The organism is Comamonas sp. E6, from assembly GCF_001010305.1.
Classification (GTDB): Bacteria; Pseudomonadota; Gammaproteobacteria; order Burkholderiales; family Burkholderiaceae_C; genus Comamonas; species Comamonas thiooxydans.
The window spans coordinates 130,151-147,036 of record NZ_BBXH01000009.1; the positions used below are offsets into that span (position 1 = coordinate 130,151).

A 16,886-nucleotide genomic window follows, 5' to 3' on the forward strand; every position below is an offset into this window, starting at 1 on the left:
AATTTCCCTGCTGACAGGGCTTTATGCCCGATCAGCAGGGGAAGCAGACCTATTGGATAAAGGCCTGCGTCTCAAAGCCAGTCACGGCGAATCAGGAATTTCTCGAGCAAATCGCGCTCGGGAGTACCGGGCGCATCCTCACGCTGATAGCTCCAGTCCGCATGAGGCGGCATGGACAGCAAAATGGATTCGGTGCGGCCGCCGGACTGCAGGCCGAAATGCGTGCCGCGGTCCCAGACCAGGTTGAATTCCACATAGCGGCCACGGCGGTAGCGCTGGAAATCCACCTGCTGCTGTGTGTACTCCGCATTCCGGCGGCGTTCCACGATGGGCAGATAGGCCTTCAGAAAGGCATCGCCAACCGAGCGCAGCATGGCAAAGCTCTGCTGCTGGCCCAGTTCGCTGAAATCATCGAAGAAGATGCCGCCAATGCCGCGCTGCTCGTTGCGATGCTTGAGGAAGAAGTACTCGTCGCACCATTGCTTGAAACGCGGATAGAGCTGATCGCCAAATGGCGCCAGCGCATCACGGCAGATCTGATGGAAATGCACGGCGTCTTCCTCGAAGCCGTAGACCGGCGTCAAATCCATGCCGCCGCCAAACCAGCAGGTCTTGGGCTGCCCCTCATGGCCGGCCGAAATCATGCGCACATTCATGTGCACCGTTGGCACCAAGGGACTGCGCGGATGAAATACCAGCGACACGCCCATGGCCTCGAACGGCGCACCGGCCAGTTCGGGCCGATGCTGTGTGGCCGAGGGCGGCAGTTGCGGCCCGCGCACATGCGAGAAACCGCAGCCTGCGCGCTCGAACACGCGCCCGCCCTCCATGATCTTGGTGACACCGTTGCCTTGCAGCTTTTCGCCCGGCTCCTTGTGCCAGGCGTCGGCCAGGAAACGCGCACCACCCTCGCCTTCGATGGCTTCCAGCGCCTCGGTGATGCGGGTCTGCAGACCCATGAGGTACTCACGCACCTCGGCCACAGGCAGCTGATCAGCCACAGAAGATGAGGATGTCTGGTTCATCAGTCGGCCTTCTTGACGGCACGGAAGCCGATGTCACGACGATACTGGGCACCATCGAAGTGGATGCCACGTGCCACGTCATACACCTTCTGCTGCGCCTGCTTGACACTGTCGGCCAACACGGTCACGCAGAGCACACGACCACCGCTGGTCACAGGCTGGCCGTCATCACCCAGCTGGGTGCCGGCATGGAAGACCATGGCATCGTCGGCTGCGGCGGGCAGACCGGTGATGACATCGCCCTTGCGCGGGTCTTCGGGGTAGCCGGCAGCAGCCATGACCACGCCCAATGCGGTACGGCGGTCCCACTGCAGCTCCAGCTGGTCGAGCTTGCCTTCGCAGGCTGCCAGCATCACATCCACCAGGTCGCTCTTGAGACGCATCATGATGGGCTGGGTTTCCGGATCGCCCATGCGGCAGTTGAACTCCAGCGTCTTGGGGTGGCCTGCCTTGTCGATCATCAGACCTGCGTACAGGAAGCCGGTATAGGGCACACCGTCTTTTTCCATGCCGCGGATGGTGGGCAGAATGATTTCGCGCATGGCGCGGGCATGCACATCGGCGGTCACCACAGGTGCCGGCGAATAAGCGCCCATGCCGCCGGTGTTGGGGCCCTGGTCGCCGTCCTTGAGACGCTTGTGGTCCTGGCTGGTCGCCAGTGCCAGCACGTTCTTGCCGTCGCACAGCACGATGAAGCTGGCTTCCTCGCCATCGAGGAATTCCTCGATCACGACGCGTGCACCGCCTTCGTTGTGCTGCACACCGTACTTGTTGTCCACCAGCATGAAGTCCACGGCGTCGTGGGCTTCCTGCAGCGACATGGCAACCACCACGCCCTTGCCGGCCGCCAGGCCGTCGGCCTTGATGACAATGGGTGCACCGAGGCGATCCACATAGGCATGGGCCGCAACCGGGTCGGTGAAGGTTTCATATTGCGCCGTGGGGATGCTGTGGCGCGCCATGAAGTCCTTGGAGAAAGCCTTGGACGACTCCAGCTGGGCTGCAGTCTTGGTCGGGCCGAAGACCTTGAGTCCGTGGGCACGGAACTCATCGACCACGCCAGCCGCCAGCGGAGCCTCGGGCCCCACGACGGTCACGGCAATCTTTTCGGCCTGGGCCCATTCGCGCAGAGCCTTCACATCGGTGATGTCGAGGTTCTCCAGCTTGCCGCCAGCCAGGGCAGTGCCACCGTTACCGGGAGCCACATAGACCTTGGTCGCCTTGGGCGATTCGGCCAACTTCCACGCCAGAGCGTGCTCACGGCCACCGCCGCCAATCACAAGAATTTTCATAGTTCTGCGTTGTGGTAGACGTCCTGAACGTCATCCAAGTCTTCAATCATGTCCAGCAGCTTCTGCATGCGAGCTGCATCATCGCCTTCGAGGGCGATTGTATTTTCGGGGCGCATGGTCACCTCGGCCATGTCGGCGGTAAAGCCGGCGGCCTGCAGTGCGTCACGCACGGCTTCAAAGTCGCCGGGGGCCGTCAGCACCTCGATGCCACCTTCGTCATCGGTGATCACATCGTCGGCACCGGCTTCCAGCGCGATCTCCATGACTTTTTCTTCGTCCGTGCCGGGGGCGAACATGATCTGACCCACATGCTTGAACTGGAAGGCCACCGAGCCTTCGGTGCCCATATTGCCACCGTACTTGCTGAATGCATGGCGAACATCGGCCACCGTACGTACGCGATTGTCCGTCATTGTGTCCACAATGATGGCCGCGCCGCCGATGCCATAGCCTTCGTAACGGATTTCCTCGTAGGTCACGCCGTCGAGGTTACCCGTGGCCTTGTCGATATTGCGCTTGATATTGTCGGCCGGCATATTGGCGGCCTTGGCCTTGTCCACCGCCAGACGCAGACGCGGGTTGGCGCTCAGGTCGCCGCCGCCTTGGCGGGCTGCGACCATGATTTCACGAATGATGCGCGTCCAGATGCGGCCACGTTTTTCATCCTGGCGACCCTTGCGGTGCTGGATGTTGGCCCATTTGCTGTGTCCTGCCACAGGGAATCCTTTGATATTTGATTTAACCTAGCGGGAGCGATTTTACTTTTGACTGCATGCCCCCCCAGAGGAAACCCGAAATGGCTTCACCCCTTTTGATTGCCCAGCACTCTGCCACAGAATGTACCCTGCTGCCCGGACTGGCCAATCGGCATGGCCTGATCACCGGCGCAACAGGCACCGGCAAGACTGTCACACTGCAGAAACTGGCCGAAAGCTTCTCGCAGATCGGCGTGCCGGTTTTCATGGCCGACGTCAAAGGAGACCTGAGCGGCATCAGCCAGGCCGGCAAGATCGAAGGCAAGCTGGCGGCCTCGCTCAAGGATCGCGGCCTGGACCTGCCACAGCCCCTGGCCTGCCCTGCCACGCTGTGGGATGTGTTCGGCGAGCAGGGCCACCCGGTGCGCGCCACCATCTCGGACATGGGCCCGCTGCTCATCGGCCGCATGCTGAATCTGAACGAGACCCAGATGGGCGTGCTCAATCTGGTGTTCAAGATTGCGGACGACAACGGCATGCTGCTGCTGGATCTCAAGGATCTGCGCGCCATGCTGAACTTTGTGGGCGACAACGCCAAGCAGTTCACCACCCAGTACGGCAACATCAGCTCGGCCAGCGTGGGAGCCATACAGCGCGGGCTGCTGACCATTGAAAGCCAGGGCGGCGACAAGTTCTTTGGCGAGCCCATGCTCGACATCAACGACCTGATGCAGACCGATGCCAATGGCATGGGCGTGATCAACGTGCTGGCGGCCGACAAGCTGATGAATGCGCCGCGCCTGTACTCGACCTTTTTGCTCTGGCTTCTGTCCGAGCTGTTCGAGCAGCTGCCGGAAATCGGCGACCCCGAGAAGCCCAAGCTGGTGTTTTTCTTTGACGAGGCCCACCTGCTGTTCAACGATGCGCCCAAGGTGCTGATCGAACGCATCGAGCTGGTCGTGCGCCTGGTGCGCTCCAAGGGCGTGGGCGTGTACTTCGTCACCCAGAACCCGCTGGACGTTCCCGACAGCGTGCTCGGACAGCTGGGCAACCGCGTGCAGCACGCCCTGCGCGCCTTCACCCCACGCGACCAAAAGGCCGTGGCCTCGGCAGCCTCCACCATGCGCCCCAATCCCGGTCTGGACATTGCCGCAGCCATCACCGAGCTGGCCGTGGGTGAGGCCCTGATCAGCTTCCTCGACGAAAAAGGCCGCCCCAGCGTGACCGAGCGCGTGTTCGTGATTCCGCCCGGCAGCCAGCTCGGCCCCATCACGGCCGAGCAGCGCAAGGCGCTGATCGATGGTTCCCTGGTCGCCGGCGTCTATGAGAAAGCCGTGGACCGCGAATCGGCCTTCGAGATATTGCGCGACCGCACTGCGAGCGCCACGCCCGCCAAGCCCGGCGATGCCCCGGCTGCTGCCGGAGCGGCCGGAACGTCCCCGCAAGGCAGCGCCACGGACTCCATGATGGACGGACTCAAGGAGCTGCTGTTCGGCCGTACCGGCCCGCGCGGCGGCCAGCACGACGGTCTGGTGCAGACCATGGCCAAGTCCACGGTACGCACCGTGGGCAACAGTCTGGGCAAGGAGATTCTGCGCGGCGTGCTGGGCGGCATTCTGGGCAACAAGAAGCGCTGATTCCAACGCGCTCACTCGCTCCAAGGGCCTGCGTCAGCAGGCCTTTTTTGCGGCCGCCGCACAGAAAGCGCTCAAGGCGGCAGTCATTATGTCGATACATAATAAATCCATCCCCTGGTGCCAGCCGCCAGTCTCTTGGACATGTGCTGCTGCCTGCAGGCACAGCCGCTTCTTTCCTCTACGCTAACCACGCTGCCCAGTCTTGCCGCAGACCACCAGTTCGCTCGGGCCGGGCAGTGCTTTTGCAAATTTTCTGCCAATGCAATTCAATCAATGGCGTGTATCCACCAAGCTGTGGTGCACTTTGGGCGGGCTTCTGACCATGATGCTGGCCGTCTCGCTATGGAACCAGCACTCATCCACCCAGGCCCTGCAGGCCGGCATGCAGACCCTGACCGACTATGACAATCGCATCAATCTCGCCCTTCAATGGAAAGGTGCGACCGAGACCACGGGCGAACGCGTGCTCACCAGCAATATGACCACCGACGAAGCGCTGACCCAGCGCATGGACGAGCGCGTCAGCGAAGGCGTGGCCGTCAACGGGGCGCTGCAGGCGCAGGTCATCAAACTGGCTCAAAGCGATGCTGACAAGGCTGCCCTGCAGAAGATCGCCGCCGTGCGCGCCGAAGTTCTGGCGCTGAACAAGCAGGCAAGGGAGATCAAGCTGAGCGGCGATATCGAAGCCATGCGCGACTTCATCCGCCTGCAATATCTGGGCGCCATCGGCCGCTATGTCGATTCGCTGCAGGACTTTGTGAAGCTGCAGGAGCAGCAGCGCGACGCCGCCAGCCTTCAGCTGCAGCAAGACCAGCAAAGAGCGATCTGGCTGTCCTGGGTGGTGCAGGCCCTGGTGCTGACCGCCGCCCTGGGCCTGGCGCTGGCCCTCACCCGTTCCATCACCCAACCTCTGAATGAAGCCGTGGAGCTGACCCAGGCCATTGCACAGGGCGATCTCACGGTAACCGCCGGCAACGACCGCCATGACGAGTTCGGCCGCCTGCTGAGCTCCGTCTCGACCATGGCAGCCCAGCTACGTAGCCTGGTGAGCGATGTACGTACCAGCGTGCACTCCATCAGCACCGCCTCGGCCGAAATCGCTACAGGTAACCACGACCTGTCCGCACGCACCGAGCAGACCGCCGCCAATCTCGAGGAAACCGCAGCCAGCATGGAGCAGCTGACCGCCACCGTCGCCCAGGCCTTGGACACCGCCCGCCAGGCCAACCATCTGGCAGGCAATGCCGCACAGGTCGCTCAGCGCGGCGGCCATGTGGTGCAGTCCGTGGTCAGCAGCATGGGACGCATCAGCGACAGCGCACACCGCATCTCCGACATCATCGGCGTGATCGACTCCATCGCCTTCCAGACCAATATCCTGGCACTCAACGCTGCGGTCGAGGCCGCGCGCGCCGGCGAACAGGGCCGAGGCTTTGCCGTGGTTGCCGGCGAAGTGCGCGCCCTGGCCCACCGCAGTGCCGAGGCCGCCAAGGAGATCAAGGCGCTCATCACCACCTCCGTGGACGCCGCCCAGGAAGGCGCAGACCAGGTCTCCCAGGCAGGCCGCGTGATGGAAGAAATCGTCAGCAGCGTCGGCAAGGTCTCGGACATGATTGGCGAGATCAGTGCCTCGGCCACGGAACAGCATGACGGTATCAGCCAGGTCAACCAGGCCGTGACCAACCTGGACCAGATGACGCAGCAAAATGCAGCCCTGGTCGAGGAATCCACGGCGGCCGCTGTCTCGCTGAGCGACCAGGCCCAGCGCCTGACCGGCATGGTGGCCGTGTTCAAGGTCCATACCGCAGACAGAGCGCCAGCCCTGACTGCCTGATTCTGGTTGAAGTTGCTGGAACACAGCATCCATCTCTTCACCAGCTTCTCTGCCAGCCGCTCCATGCACCCAGGAGGGAACGGCTGGCACCGCAGGTTTGACCCAGACCGGCTTTTCTGTCTGCAGTCGCAAGTGTGACTGGCGCGGCCTACGCAGCAAGACACCATGCCGGCATGCCCCATACCTCTGACGACACCTTGCTGACCGCCGGTCTGAGCAGCTTTCGCCTGGACCTGGTCGACCATATTGCCCATCTGGTGCTCAACCGCCCCGATGCCTTCAACACTCTGAATCCCAGGTTCTGGCAGGAGCTGGACCTGGTGCTGGACACACTGCAGCGCAGCGGCCAGTCGCGCGCACTGGTCATCAGCAGCACGGGCAAGCATTTTTGCGCCGGCATGGCACTCGAGACCTTTGCCGACCCCGCCTTTGCGCCCAATGACCGCACGCCCGAGGGCCGCGCCGCCATCATCGACACCCTGGCCCAGTTGCAGTCCACCTTCAACAAGATCGAAGCCCTGCGCATGCCCGTGATCTGCGCCATTCAGGGCGCCTGCGTGGGTGGCGGACTGGATCTGGTGGCCACTGCCTGCATACGCTATGCCAGCGCCGAATCCTTTTTCTGCGTGCAGGAGATCAATATCGGCATGACCGCCGACCTGGGCAGCCTGCAGCGCCTGCCCAAGCTGATGCCGCTAGGCATCGTCAAGGAGCTGGCCTACACCGGCCGCCGCATGACAGCGCAGGAGGCCGCCAGTCACGGTCTGGTCAACGCCGTCTACGACACGCCCGAAGCCACCGTCACAGCAGCTCTCGCCTGCGCGCGCGAAATTACGGCCAAGCCGCCCGTGGCCATCTGGGGCAGCAAGCAGGTGATCAACTACGCGCGCGACCACAGCGTGAGCGACTCGCTGCAGCAAATGGGCTGGGTGCAAAGCGGCATCTGGAGCAACCGCCATGTCATGGAGGCCGTGAGTGCCATGCAGGCCAAGCGCGCCGGTGACTTCCCTGCTCTGGAGCCGCTACAGGCGTTTGCACCAGCACTACCTCAAGCGGGCGATCGCTCCTGATTGAATAGCTATCAGCACTTACCAATAAAGGCCTGCATGCCTTTTCCGCTCGTATTTCTCTATCTTCTCGATGGCCCGCTGGGCGCCATCGACAGGTAGCCGAGCCGCAACGCAGCAAATCGGCTTGAAGTGGGCGAGGCGCCGTTATCATGGATTCAGTACCACCCCAGCCTGTCTTGCCATGAGCACAAACACCGCCCCCCTGCCCACTTATGACGATGTCGTGGCCGCTGCCCAGCGCCTGCAGGGCGTAGCCCACCGCACGCCGGTGCTGACCAGCCGCACCATGGACGAACAGCTGGGCGCGCGCCTGTTCTTCAAATGCGAGAACCTGCAGCGCATAGGCGCTTTCAAGTTTCGCGGCGCCTACAACGCTCTGGCGCAGTTCACACCCGAGCAGCGCAAGGGCGGCGCCCTGGCCTTTTCCTCAGGCAACCATGCCCAGGCCATTGCCCAGGCAGCGCAGTTGCTGGACATGCCTGCCCTGATCGTCATGCCCGAGGATGCACCGGCCTCCAAGATGGCGGCCACGCGCGGCTATGGCGCCCAGGTCGTCACCTACAACCGCTTCACCGAAGACCGCGAAGCCATCGCCGACAAGCTGGCGACCGAGCGCGGTATGACGCTGATCCCGCCCTACAACCACCGCGACGTGATTGCCGGCCAGGGCACGGCCGTCAAGGAGCTGTTGGAGGAAGTACCGGATCTGGACTATCTGTTTGTCTGCCTGGGCGGCGGCGGTCTGCTCTCCGGCAGTCTGCTGGCCGCCAACGCCCTGGCTCCGCAATGCAAGGTGATCGGCGTCGAGCCCGAAGCCGGTAACGATGTGCAGCAGTCGCTGCGCGCCGGCCATATCGTCAAAATAGCTACGCCGCGCACCATTGCCGACGGTGCTCAGACCCAGGCGCCGGGCGATCTGACCTTTGCCATCATCCAGCAGCGAGTGAACGAGGTTCTTACCGTCAACGACGAGCAATTGGTCCAGGCCATGCGCTTTTATGCCGAGCGCATGAAAATCGTGGCCGAGCCCACGGGATCGCTGTCTCTGGCAGCCGCCATCCACGGCGGTTTGCCGCTCAAGGGCAAGCGCGTGGGCATTGTGATCAGTGGCGGCAATGTGGATTTAGAGCGTTTTGCCAGCCTGCTGTCCGAGTGACAGCGAAAATAGCGTCCGTTGCGGCCCGGCCCGCATCCGCCTGATCTCAATTTTGCAAGCACGAGCCCGCCACAAGCGGGCCTGCCTGCCTTCACCACAAAGACCAAGAACATGAGCACTTTGCATTTGATCGACCACCCCCTGGTCCAGCACAAACTGACACTGATGCGCCGCAAGGAAGCATCGACCAACAGCTTTCGCCGCATGCTGGGCGAGCTGTCCACGCTGATGGCCTATGAGCTGACGCGCGACTTCCCGCTGCAGGATGTCGAGATCGAAACCCCCATGGAAAAGACCATGGGCAAGGTCATCGACGGCAAAAAGCTGGCGCTGGTCTCCATCCTGCGCGCAGGCAACGGCTTCCTGGACGGCATGCTCAACGTGGTGCCCGGTGCCCGTATCGGTCACATCGGCCTGTTCCGCGACCCCGAGACCCTCAAGCCCGTCGAGTACTACTACAAGATGCCCGAGAACATGGGCGAGCGCGACGTGATCGTGGTCGACCCCATGCTGGCCACCGGCAACTCGGCCGTGGCGGCCGTGCAGCAGCTCAAGGACAAGAGCGCGCCCAAGTCCATCAAGTTCATGTGCCTGCTGGCCGCCCCCGAAGGCGTGAAGACCATGCAGGCCGCCCACCCCGATGTGGACATCTACACCGCCGCCGTGGACCGCGAGCTGGACAGCCATGGCTACATCCTGCCCGGCCTGGGTGATGCGGGCGACCGTATCTTCGGCACCAAGTAAGCACGGCTGCTTGCCAACACAAAGCCCCAGGCGCAAGGCCTTCGGGCTTTTTTTCATGTTAAAAACAGCCTGCAGATCTTATCTATCAAGCGCTGGCAGCTATCAATTTCAGATCCAGCTCAGACCTGATTCAGCGCCATATTGTTGAGCTTGTCCAGCCGTGCAGGCCAGCTGTCCTGCCGGGCCGACTGCAGCAAGATACGCGTCCAGGCAATCCAGGCATCCCACTGCACGCGCTTGTCCCAGGCATTGCCCCAGGTGCAAAAGCACTGCAGCGCGCTCTCAGCGGCTCTAGCAGCATCGGCGCTGCGGCCCGCGCTCAGATAGAGCTGGGCCAGCACCATCTGCGGCTCGCCCACCCAGGGGTTGAGGGTCACAGCCTGCTCCAGCGTGGCGGTGGCAGCGTCCAGATCGATCAGCGGCTGATCGAGCTGAATCACCGACCAGTACAGCGCCACGGCCGCAGCCTCGTTGCCCGCGCTCAGCAGCTGGCTGCAGTTCGCAAACACGGGCGGCAGCGGCAGCTGGGTCTTGAGAGCAGGATGCTGCAGCGCCTGGCCCAGGCCGCTGATCTGGCTGAGCATGCGGCTGCTGGGGCGCATGGGGCCGGGCCACAGCGACGCCGCCCAGTGCACGGCCTGCTGGCGACTGTGGTCCACGGAAGGGAAACGCGAATAGATGTCTTCCTGCCAGCTGAACCACTGCTCCATGCTGTCGGCCATGCTGACGATCGCGAACACAGCCACTTCATAGGCGGTGAGTCTGATGGTCTCCCGCGGCTCGGGGCCGTTGCGCTCGATCTGCAGGCTGCCGTCGGCCCCCAGCTCGCCAGCCAGCAGCTTTTGCACGAACTGTGTGCGGCTCATGGTGCAAAACAGATAGACCAGATGCTCGGCCTGCTCCCCGACCAGGCGCTTGAGCTGATCGCGCTCGTTGCCGGCATCGAACTTGACCAGATCGACAAAGGCATTGCCGTAGACACTGTGCAGCAGACCCAGCTGGCGCACCTCCCTGGGTTGCTGCCATAGCGCCAGAGAGCGCGCCACGCCTGCCAGGTGGTGGCGAAAAGTACCGGCCTTGTGCCAATCCTGGCCCACGCCGCGTTCCAGCACCACAGGCAGCAGCGGCGCCAGATCAGCATCGCGGCTCAGCCACTCCTCGTCCAGCAAGGCCTTGGCGCGCTCGAACAACGCCTCATCCAGTTGATTCCAGGGCTGATTCATGCGGTCACCATGCGGTTGTGTAAGCACCCTTGAAGGTCTTTTCCACAAAGGCCTTGACCTCGGGTGACTGGTAGGCCTTCACAAAGGCCTGCAAGGCTTTGCTGTTTTCATGACCGACGCGCGTGACGATGAGCACGGTCACATAAGGCGTGTTCACATCTTCCAGCGCCAGCGAATCGCCCTGGGGGGACAGACCGGCTGCCACGGCATAGCTGCTATTGACAGCCGCGGCATCCAGATCATCGAGGGCGCGGGCCAGCTGGGCGGCTTCGAGCTCGACAAACCTGAGCTTTTTCGGGTTGGCCGTGATGTCCAGCACCGAAGCCCGCGCACCGGCATCGGCCTTGAGCGTGATCAATCCCTGCTTGGCCAGCACCATCAGAGCACGCGAGCCATTGGTGGGATCGTTGGGAATACCCACCCGCGCGCCGCTCTTGAGATCGGCCAGCTTTCTGACCTTTCTGGAGTACACGCCCATTTGCTGGTTCACGGCCTTGGCTACGGGCACCAGCTTGTAGCCACGATCCTTGTTCTGGGCATCAAGGAAGGGCTGGTGCTGATAGATATTGGCGTCGAGATCGCCGGTGGACAGCGCCGCATTGGGCTGGATGAAGTCGCCAAACTCCACCAACCTGACCTTCAGGCCCTGCCTGGCTGCAACCTGCTTGGCCACTTCGGCAATCTGGGCGTGGGGGCCGGCCGTCACGCCAACGGTCACGGCCAGATCCTGGGCCTGGGCCAGCAATGCGGCAGGTACGAAGGCGGCACCCGCCAGGGCTTTTACGAGAGAGCGCTTGTGCACCATGGGCACCTTTCAAGACAAATCCGGGAAACTCAGGTCCGCCGAGCATGTGCACACTCAGGGACAGCAGCTTGAAACTTAACGCATAAAGCCCGCCACAACAGCCAGGCTGGAGCCCACCCCCATCACAAAGCGGAATGGCTGGCAGCGCAGCTCGGAAAATATCAATAAAAACAGCCGAATCTCTTACTCATAAAGCGATGAAGGCTATCAAAACAGGAATACCTCAAGCACACCGCATGCTTGACATTGAACTGCACTTCAAGCTTAAGTTGGGCGCCACAGGAGACGCCCCATGCCTCGTCGCATTCTTCACGTCGTCAGCAACGTCGCCCATTACGATGACCCTGCCGAGCCCACCGGACTATGGCTGTCGGAGCTCAGCCATGCCTGGGAAGTCTTTGCCCGGCGGGGTTATGCGCAGCAACTGGTCAGCCCGCTGGGCGGCCGCTCGCCGCTGGAGCCGCGCTCGCTGAAATGGCCGAACCGGGATGCCACGGCCAAGTCATGGCTGCTGGATGCAGCGCGCATGGCCCTGCTCTCCAACACGGCTGCGCCTCATGCCGTGGATGCGCGAGACTTTGATGCCATTTATTTCACTGGCGGCCATGCCGTGATGTGGGACTTTCCATCCTCTCAGGGGCTGCAGCGCATCACGCGCGACATTCATGAGCGCGGTGGCGTCGTTGCCTCGGTCTGCCACGGTTATTGCGGCCTGCTCGAAACCCGTCTGTCCGATGGCTCGCTGCTGGTCGCCGGACGCAGGCTGACAGGCTTTTCCTGGCTGGAAGAAAGGCTGGCCGGCGTGGCCGGCCAAGTGCCATACAACGCCGAAGCGTTGATGCGCCAGCGCGGTGCCCGGTATGAGAAAGCCTGGCTGCCCTTTGTCTCCAAGGTCGTGACGGACGGCAGGCTGGTGACGGGGCAGAACCCGCAGTCGGCCCGGGCCACTGCCCTGCAAGTGGCTCAGTTGCTGGGCTGAGCGGGCCGGCCCGTCGCCTCCCCGTCCCGCCCCAGCAAGCGCATCTGCGACAGCACGCGCCTTGCATTGCCAGCGCAGTCCGTGCCTTCAGGCCTGGCCTCGATCTGGGCGATCAGCTCGCCCAGTTCGGCTCGATTTTGCGTCAGCTGTGCCAGCATCAGATCGATGCTCTGCAGCTTGCGATGCAGTGTGGCCATCAACTCGTCATGCTGCCACTGCTCGAGATCGCCCGGCAGCAACTGGCGCAGCTCCTGCAGGCTGAAGCCGGCCCGCTGCGCCGTGGCAATCAGCCTGAGCGCCAGTACCGCCTCCTCGGGATAGCTGCGATAGCCGTTGGCCTGGCGCTGGGCAGCGCTCAGCAAACCGATGCGTTCGTAAAAGCGAATGCGCGATGCGGCAAGACCTGTGCGCCTGGCGAGTTCTCCGATCTTCATGTCCGCCATTCTCGCGCAATCCGCGCTTGACCTTGAACCACGCTTCAAGCTTACGCTAGCGTTATTCCCGGCCATCAAGGCTGGTGAAGCTATTCATCTAGGAGCAGGAATGCAGACCATATTGGGCGCCAACGGGCAGATCGCCACCGAGCTGGCGCGCGAACTCAAGCGCAACTACAGCGATGAGCTCAAGCTGGTGAGCCGCAACCCGCGCAAGGTACATGACACCGACCTGCTCGAAGCCGCCGATCTGCTCGATGCCGAGCAGACTGCCAGGGCCGTTCAGGGCAGCAGCGTGGTGTATTTCACCGCAGGTCTGCCTCCCGATACGCAACTCTGGGAGCAGCAGTTTCCGACCATGCTGCACAACGCTCTGGCGGCCAGCCGCGCTGCAGGCGCTCCATTTGTCTACTTCGACAACACCTATATGTACCCGCAGAACGCGCAACTGCAGACCGAGCAGACGGCGTTTGCCCCTGTGGGGCGCAAAGGCCGGGTGCGCGCCGCCATGGCCGAGATGGTGCTGTCCGAGATGGCGCGCAGCGAGATTCCCGTTCTGATCGCGCGCGCACCCGAGTTCTACGGCCCGGCGCAGACGCAGAGCATCACCAACACCTTGGTGATTGACAGGCTCAAGGCCGGCAAGACACCGCTGGCCCCCGTGCGAGACGACTGTCTGCGCACCCTGATCTGGACGCCCGATGCCAGCCGCTCGCTGGCCTTGCTGGGCAACACGCCCGATGCTTACGGCCAGACCTGGCATCTGCCATGCGACGATGAGCGTCCCAGCTACAAGCTGCTGATCGACTGGGCCAGCCAGAGCTTTGGTCGCCCTCTCCGGTCTCCCCACCATCACCTGCTGCCCCGCTGGGCACTGAGCGCAGCCGGCCTGATCTCCAAACCCGTGGCCGAGCTTCAAGAGCTGCTGCCCCGCTATGCCCACGACAATCTGTTCGACTCCAGCAAGTTCAAGCAGGCATTTCCAACGTTTGCCGTCACCAGCTACCGGCAGGGGCTGGCGCTGATTGCCGATGAATTTCAGCAAAGTCAGTAACAATCCCTTACCCAGACTGCGAAATCAGCTATCAAATAAGTATCAATAACCAAAGAGCTACCAGCTCAGCGCCTGGGCCAGCTGCTCGGCCCGGGTTTGCTCGCGCGGGCTCGCCACCGAGGCGCGCAGGATGGCGCGGCTTGCGCCCTGGTCAACCATCCAGAAGACGACGCGCTTGACGGGAGCAGCGCCCGGCCTGCTCTCCTGCGGGCTCACTTCAAACGTCCATTCACGGCCTTCAGGCCGGCGGTCCTTGGAGCGCGTCTGCGCAGTGAAGCTGCGCTTCTTCAAGCTCCCCGCCTTCAGGCGGAACTGCTTTTCCAGCGCGGTGCGCAACAGCTTTTCCTGCGCTTCGTCGGACTCGGGGATCTTCAGCCCCGTGGTCAGGCCCAGTTGCTGCCCAGTCATCAGATCGCGGTACATCATGCGCTGCGAATCCCGCGGCTCCTGCAGATGAAAGCCCGCCGCACGCATGGGCAGCACCATGCCGGTGTGCCGATTTTCCAGATCGGCCACCTGCGGGTCACTGGCCTGCACCCAGATGTTCTGCAGCCCGCCAGCATTGCGCAGGTACTGGCGCATCAGTCGCGCGGCATCGCCGTCGCGACCCTGCTGCGCTGCCAGCTCGGCTCCATATTGCTGGGCCAGGTCCACCAGCTCGGACTCCAGCCTGAACAGGCTGACATAGGGCCAGGCCTGCAGTGCCTGATCCAGATAGCGGCTGGCCTCGGCTTGCTGACCGGCCTTGAAGGCCGAGATGCCCGCCGCCGTATTCAGGCGTGCCAGCTCGGCGGGAAACTGGGCATCGGCCAAGGCCGCGCGGGCCAGTTGACCGGCCCTGGGCCAGTCGTCATCGACCCGCCAGGCGTGGCTCACCTCGCGCTCCTGGCGCGGTAGCTCTGGCGGCAGCTCGGGCGCTTTGGGCCATTGCATGGCCTGCCACAGCAGGGGCAACTGCTGCAGCGCGCTATCACGCTCGCTGTCCATTTGCTCGGCGTGCAGGTTCAGATTCCAGTTGCCGCGCACCAGACCCCAGTCCAGGTGCAGGATGTCGGGCCTCCCCTCTTCTCTTTTCTCGCGGCTGGCGTGCTGGCTTTGCACGGCATCGCCGAACGGCAGGGCCGGCAGCCTGAGCCCAGGCTCGGGCGTCTGCTCGCTGGCCAAACTGCCGCGCTCCTGCTTCAGCAACTGCTGCCTGGCTGCAACGTCCATGTCTTTCAGACTATCGTCATAACCGAGCCGCATGCGGACCCGCAGGCGCCTGCCATCGGGCTTCAGATAGACGTACTCCAGGCTCGCGACATCCTTGCGATCCCTGGCCGGCTCCAGCTGGACCAGTACCCAGCGCCCCTGCACCAGCGGCACGCTGAGCTGCGCGGCCTGGTAGTGCAGCTGCTGGTCTGCCGTATTCCACTGCCACAGCGGCTCAAAAGCCTTGGACTCCTGCTTGAGCGCCTGCAGATAGCGAGCCAGTGCGCCCTGATCGCCGGCCATCATGGCGGCCGTCAGACCGCGCTGTATCAGCGCCTGCATCTGACCGCTGACCGGGTCGTAGCCCTCGGCCGCGGCCAGAGCCATCATCCGGTCGGTCTGCAACACGGCCTGCGCGTACTGCCCTTGCTGATAGAGCAAGGCGTAGAGCAAACCGGAGGCATCGAGCTGCTCGTAAGGATTGCCGCGCAGCAGCGTCATGTCCAGCAGCTTGCGCGCCTGGGCAACGGCATCGTCCCAGCGCCTGCCCTGTGCCGCCTCAACCACGGCACGGCGCAGCCTGAAAAAAGGCGAATCCTGTTCGGCAGGCGAATCCGCCTGTCGCGCAACCCCCGTCTGCCTTTCAGGCTCGGCCGCCTGCGGCGCAGGGCCCGCCAGCAACAAGGCCACCGCCATCGCGGTCAGGGAAACAGGCGCGGGAATGCGAGGTAAGAAAACCATGAAGTCGATCCACAAGACAGTTCAGCAGGCTTGCAGTATAGAAAGCGGCTGCCGGGCCGCTGGTCTGGGACGACTCGGGAAAAAAAAGAGCGGCCCTCGGGGCCGCTCGTTTTGCCATGCTGCGATGACTTCAGTCCACCAGACCTGCGTAGACATGCTGCACGTCGTCGTCGTTTTCCAGACCGGCCAGGAATTCCTGCACTTCTTCCTGCTGCTCGGCAGACAGGCTGCTCATGCTGATGGGGTTCTTGGCCTTGTAGCCCAGCTTGACCGACAGCACCTTGATGCCTTGCGCGGGCAGAGCCTTGCTCACTGCATCCAGATCGGCAATATCGGTAATGAACAGGGTGGTACCTTCTTCTTCACCAGCTTCGAAGTCTTGCGCGCCGGCTTCGATGGCGGCCATTTCGACGTCGGCACCGTTTTCAGGCTCACCTTCGATCATGCCCACATGGTCAAAATCCCAGGCCACGGCGCTCATCTGGCCCTTGCGGAAGCAGACGCGCATATTCGGAGCCGTGCGATTGGGATTGTCGGTCAGACATTCCACCATCACGGGCACGCGATGAGGGGCATAGCCCTCAAACAGCACGCTGGAATAGTTCACGGCATCGGCGCCAACGCCAGCGCCCTTCTTGATGGCGCGATCCAGCGTGTCCTTGGGCATGGAAGCCTTGCGGGCCGCTTCCACCGCCATGCGCAGGCGCGAATTGGCAGCAGGGTCGCCGCCGCCCAGACGGGCTGCAACCATGATTTCCTTGACCAGCTTGCCAAACAGCTTACCCTTGGCATCGGCGACCAGCGCCTTGCCCTTTGCTTTCCATTGCGCGCCCATGGCTGCGTTCCTTGTTGAATGTTGTCAAAACCCGCGCTATGCACACGCAAGCCGCCCGCCAAAACATCGGCGAGCAAAAGCCGGATTTATACACCTGCGCGCAATCTTTTGTCGGCAAACTGCATCAAGTCCGGGTCATAAATACAGGCAAACAGCAAGCGGCTGACCGCC

15 protein-coding genes are annotated in these 16,886 nt (G+C 62.9%); 7 read left to right on the forward strand and 8 right to left on the reverse strand.

All coding sequences use genetic code 11. The features are described 5' to 3' along the window. Positions 1 to 71: 71 nt before the first annotated feature. Genes hemF through CSE6_RS08865 form a run of 3 tightly spaced genes read right to left on the reverse strand, consistent with a single transcriptional unit; the run spans position 72 to position 3,033 of the window. Complete coding sequence (hemF, locus tag CSE6_RS08855; RefSeq protein ID WP_003062773.1) at positions 72 to 1,025, reverse strand: oxygen-dependent coproporphyrinogen oxidase; 954 nt, start codon at positions 1,023 to 1,025, stop codon at positions 72 to 74. Then, positions 1,025 to 2,317 (reverse strand): phosphoribosylamine--glycine ligase, encoded by a 1,293-nt coding sequence (gene purD / locus CSE6_RS08860; RefSeq protein WP_003062772.1) that lies wholly within the window; start codon positions 2,315 to 2,317, stop codon positions 1,025 to 1,027. The genes hemF and purD overlap by 1 nt, the downstream gene beginning before the upstream one ends. Beyond that, a complete protein-coding gene (locus CSE6_RS08865; RefSeq protein WP_003053891.1) occupies positions 2,314 to 3,033 on the reverse strand; it encodes a YebC/PmpR family DNA-binding transcriptional regulator in 720 nt (239 codons plus the stop codon). Before CSE6_RS08865 ends, purD begins: the two co-directional genes overlap by 4 nt. An 80-nt stretch (positions 3,034 to 3,113) precedes the next feature. Here CSE6_RS08865 and CSE6_RS08870 point away from each other — a divergent pair, with 80 nt between their 5' ends. The 5 genes from CSE6_RS08870 to upp all read left to right on the forward strand — a co-directional run bounded on the left by CSE6_RS08870 (position 3,114) and on the right by upp (position 9,453). After that, positions 3,114 to 4,649, forward strand: coding sequence for a helicase HerA-like C-terminal domain-containing protein (locus CSE6_RS08870; protein WP_046460843.1), 1,536 nt, complete (start codon positions 3,114 to 3,116; stop codon positions 4,647 to 4,649). 259 nt (positions 4,650 to 4,908) lie between these two features. Further along, positions 4,909 to 6,483 carry a methyl-accepting chemotaxis protein gene (locus CSE6_RS08875; protein ID WP_059440348.1) on the forward strand — a complete coding sequence of 525 codons (1,575 nt, stop codon included), beginning with the start codon at positions 4,909 to 4,911 and terminating at the stop codon, positions 6,481 to 6,483. A 173-nt stretch (positions 6,484 to 6,656) separates the two neighbouring features. Further along, positions 6,657 to 7,553, forward strand: coding sequence for an enoyl-CoA hydratase-related protein (locus CSE6_RS08880; RefSeq protein ID WP_003062770.1), 897 nt, complete (start codon positions 6,657 to 6,659; stop codon positions 7,551 to 7,553). Between the two features lie 181 nt (positions 7,554 to 7,734). Continuing rightward, entirely contained in the window at positions 7,735 to 8,709 is a 975-nt protein-coding gene (locus tag CSE6_RS08885) for a threo-3-hydroxy-L-aspartate ammonia-lyase (RefSeq protein ID WP_059440349.1), read from the forward strand. Positions 8,710 to 8,820: 111 nt separating this feature from the next. After that, positions 8,821 to 9,453, forward strand: a complete 633-nt coding sequence (gene upp, locus CSE6_RS08890) for a uracil phosphoribosyltransferase (protein WP_003062768.1) — start codon at positions 8,821 to 8,823, stop codon at positions 9,451 to 9,453. A 119-nt stretch (positions 9,454 to 9,572) separates the two neighbouring features. Here the strand turns inward: upp and CSE6_RS08895 are convergent, their stop codons facing one another. Both CSE6_RS08895 and CSE6_RS08900 read right to left on the reverse strand, forming a co-directional pair. Next, the gene (locus tag CSE6_RS08895; protein WP_059440350.1) at positions 9,573 to 10,676 is read right to left on the reverse strand and encodes a DUF6817 domain-containing protein; all 1,104 of its coding nucleotides are present in this window, start codon (positions 10,674 to 10,676) and stop codon (positions 9,573 to 9,575) included. 4 nt (positions 10,677 to 10,680) lie between these two features. Then, positions 10,681 to 11,481, reverse strand: a complete 801-nt coding sequence (locus tag CSE6_RS08900) for a MetQ/NlpA family ABC transporter substrate-binding protein (RefSeq protein WP_059440351.1) — start codon at positions 11,479 to 11,481, stop codon at positions 10,681 to 10,683. 292 nt (positions 11,482 to 11,773) lie between these two features. Here CSE6_RS08900 and CSE6_RS08905 point away from each other — a divergent pair, with 292 nt between their 5' ends. Next, positions 11,774 to 12,460 (forward strand): type 1 glutamine amidotransferase domain-containing protein, encoded by a 687-nt coding sequence (locus tag CSE6_RS08905; RefSeq protein ID WP_059440352.1) that lies wholly within the window; start codon positions 11,774 to 11,776, stop codon positions 12,458 to 12,460. Here the strand turns inward: CSE6_RS08905 and CSE6_RS08910 are convergent. Further along, on the reverse strand, positions 12,445 to 12,894 hold the full coding sequence (locus CSE6_RS08910) for a MerR family transcriptional regulator (RefSeq protein ID WP_034377696.1): 450 nt from the start codon (positions 12,892 to 12,894) through the stop codon (positions 12,445 to 12,447). The genes CSE6_RS08905 and CSE6_RS08910 overlap by 16 nt on opposite strands. Before the next feature lie 109 nt (positions 12,895 to 13,003). Here CSE6_RS08910 and CSE6_RS08915 point away from each other — a divergent pair, with 109 nt between their 5' ends. Beyond that, positions 13,004 to 13,948, forward strand: a complete 945-nt coding sequence (locus tag CSE6_RS08915) for an NAD-dependent epimerase/dehydratase family protein (RefSeq protein ID WP_059440353.1) — start codon at positions 13,004 to 13,006, stop codon at positions 13,946 to 13,948. A 57-nt stretch (positions 13,949 to 14,005) separates the two neighbouring features. Here CSE6_RS08915 and CSE6_RS08920 read toward each other — a convergent pair whose 3' ends face one another. Then, entirely contained in the window at positions 14,006 to 15,880 is a 1,875-nt protein-coding gene (locus CSE6_RS08920; RefSeq protein ID WP_238585666.1) for a hypothetical protein, read from the reverse strand. 130 nt (positions 15,881 to 16,010) lie between these two features. Then, the gene (locus CSE6_RS08925) at positions 16,011 to 16,715 is read right to left on the reverse strand and encodes a YebC/PmpR family DNA-binding transcriptional regulator (protein WP_003053809.1); all 705 of its coding nucleotides are present in this window, start codon (positions 16,713 to 16,715) and stop codon (positions 16,011 to 16,013) included. Positions 16,716 to 16,886: the final 171 nt, after the last annotated feature.

Excerpts from the sequence above, each read along its gene's own strand:
- CSE6_RS08880 (WP_003062770.1), top strand. The coding sequence starts at position 6,657 with ATGCCCCATACCTCTGACGACACCTTGCTGACCGCCGGTCTGAGCAGC.
- CSE6_RS08875 (WP_059440348.1), top strand. The coding sequence starts at position 4,909 with ATGCAATTCAATCAATGGCGTGTATCCACCAAGCTGTGGTGCACTTTG.
- CSE6_RS08900 (WP_059440351.1), bottom strand. The coding sequence starts at position 11,481 with ATGGTGCACAAGCGCTCTCTCGTAAAAGCCCTGGCGGGTGCCGCCTTC.
- CSE6_RS08885 (WP_059440349.1), top strand. The coding sequence starts at position 7,735 with ATGAGCACAAACACCGCCCCCCTGCCCACTTATGACGATGTCGTGGCC.
- CSE6_RS08910 (WP_034377696.1), bottom strand. The coding sequence starts at position 12,894 with ATGAAGATCGGAGAACTCGCCAGGCGCACAGGTCTTGCCGCATCGCGC.
- CSE6_RS08925 (WP_003053809.1), bottom strand. The coding sequence starts at position 16,715 with ATGGGCGCGCAATGGAAAGCAAAGGGCAAGGCGCTGGTCGCCGATGCC.
- CSE6_RS08895 (WP_059440350.1), bottom strand. The coding sequence starts at position 10,676 with ATGAATCAGCCCTGGAATCAACTGGATGAGGCGTTGTTCGAGCGCGCC.
- CSE6_RS08905 (WP_059440352.1), top strand. The coding sequence starts at position 11,774 with ATGCCTCGTCGCATTCTTCACGTCGTCAGCAACGTCGCCCATTACGAT.
- upp (WP_003062768.1), top strand. The coding sequence starts at position 8,821 with ATGAGCACTTTGCATTTGATCGACCACCCCCTGGTCCAGCACAAACTG.
- hemF (WP_003062773.1), bottom strand. The coding sequence starts at position 1,025 with ATGAACCAGACATCCTCATCTTCTGTGGCTGATCAGCTGCCTGTGGCC.
- CSE6_RS08915 (WP_059440353.1), top strand. The coding sequence starts at position 13,004 with ATGCAGACCATATTGGGCGCCAACGGGCAGATCGCCACCGAGCTGGCG.
- CSE6_RS08920 (WP_238585666.1), bottom strand. The coding sequence starts at position 15,880 with ATGGTTTTCTTACCTCGCATTCCCGCGCCTGTTTCCCTGACCGCGATG.
- purD (WP_003062772.1), bottom strand. The coding sequence starts at position 2,317 with ATGAAAATTCTTGTGATTGGCGGCGGTGGCCGTGAGCACGCTCTGGCG.
- CSE6_RS08870 (WP_046460843.1), top strand. The coding sequence starts at position 3,114 with ATGGCTTCACCCCTTTTGATTGCCCAGCACTCTGCCACAGAATGTACC.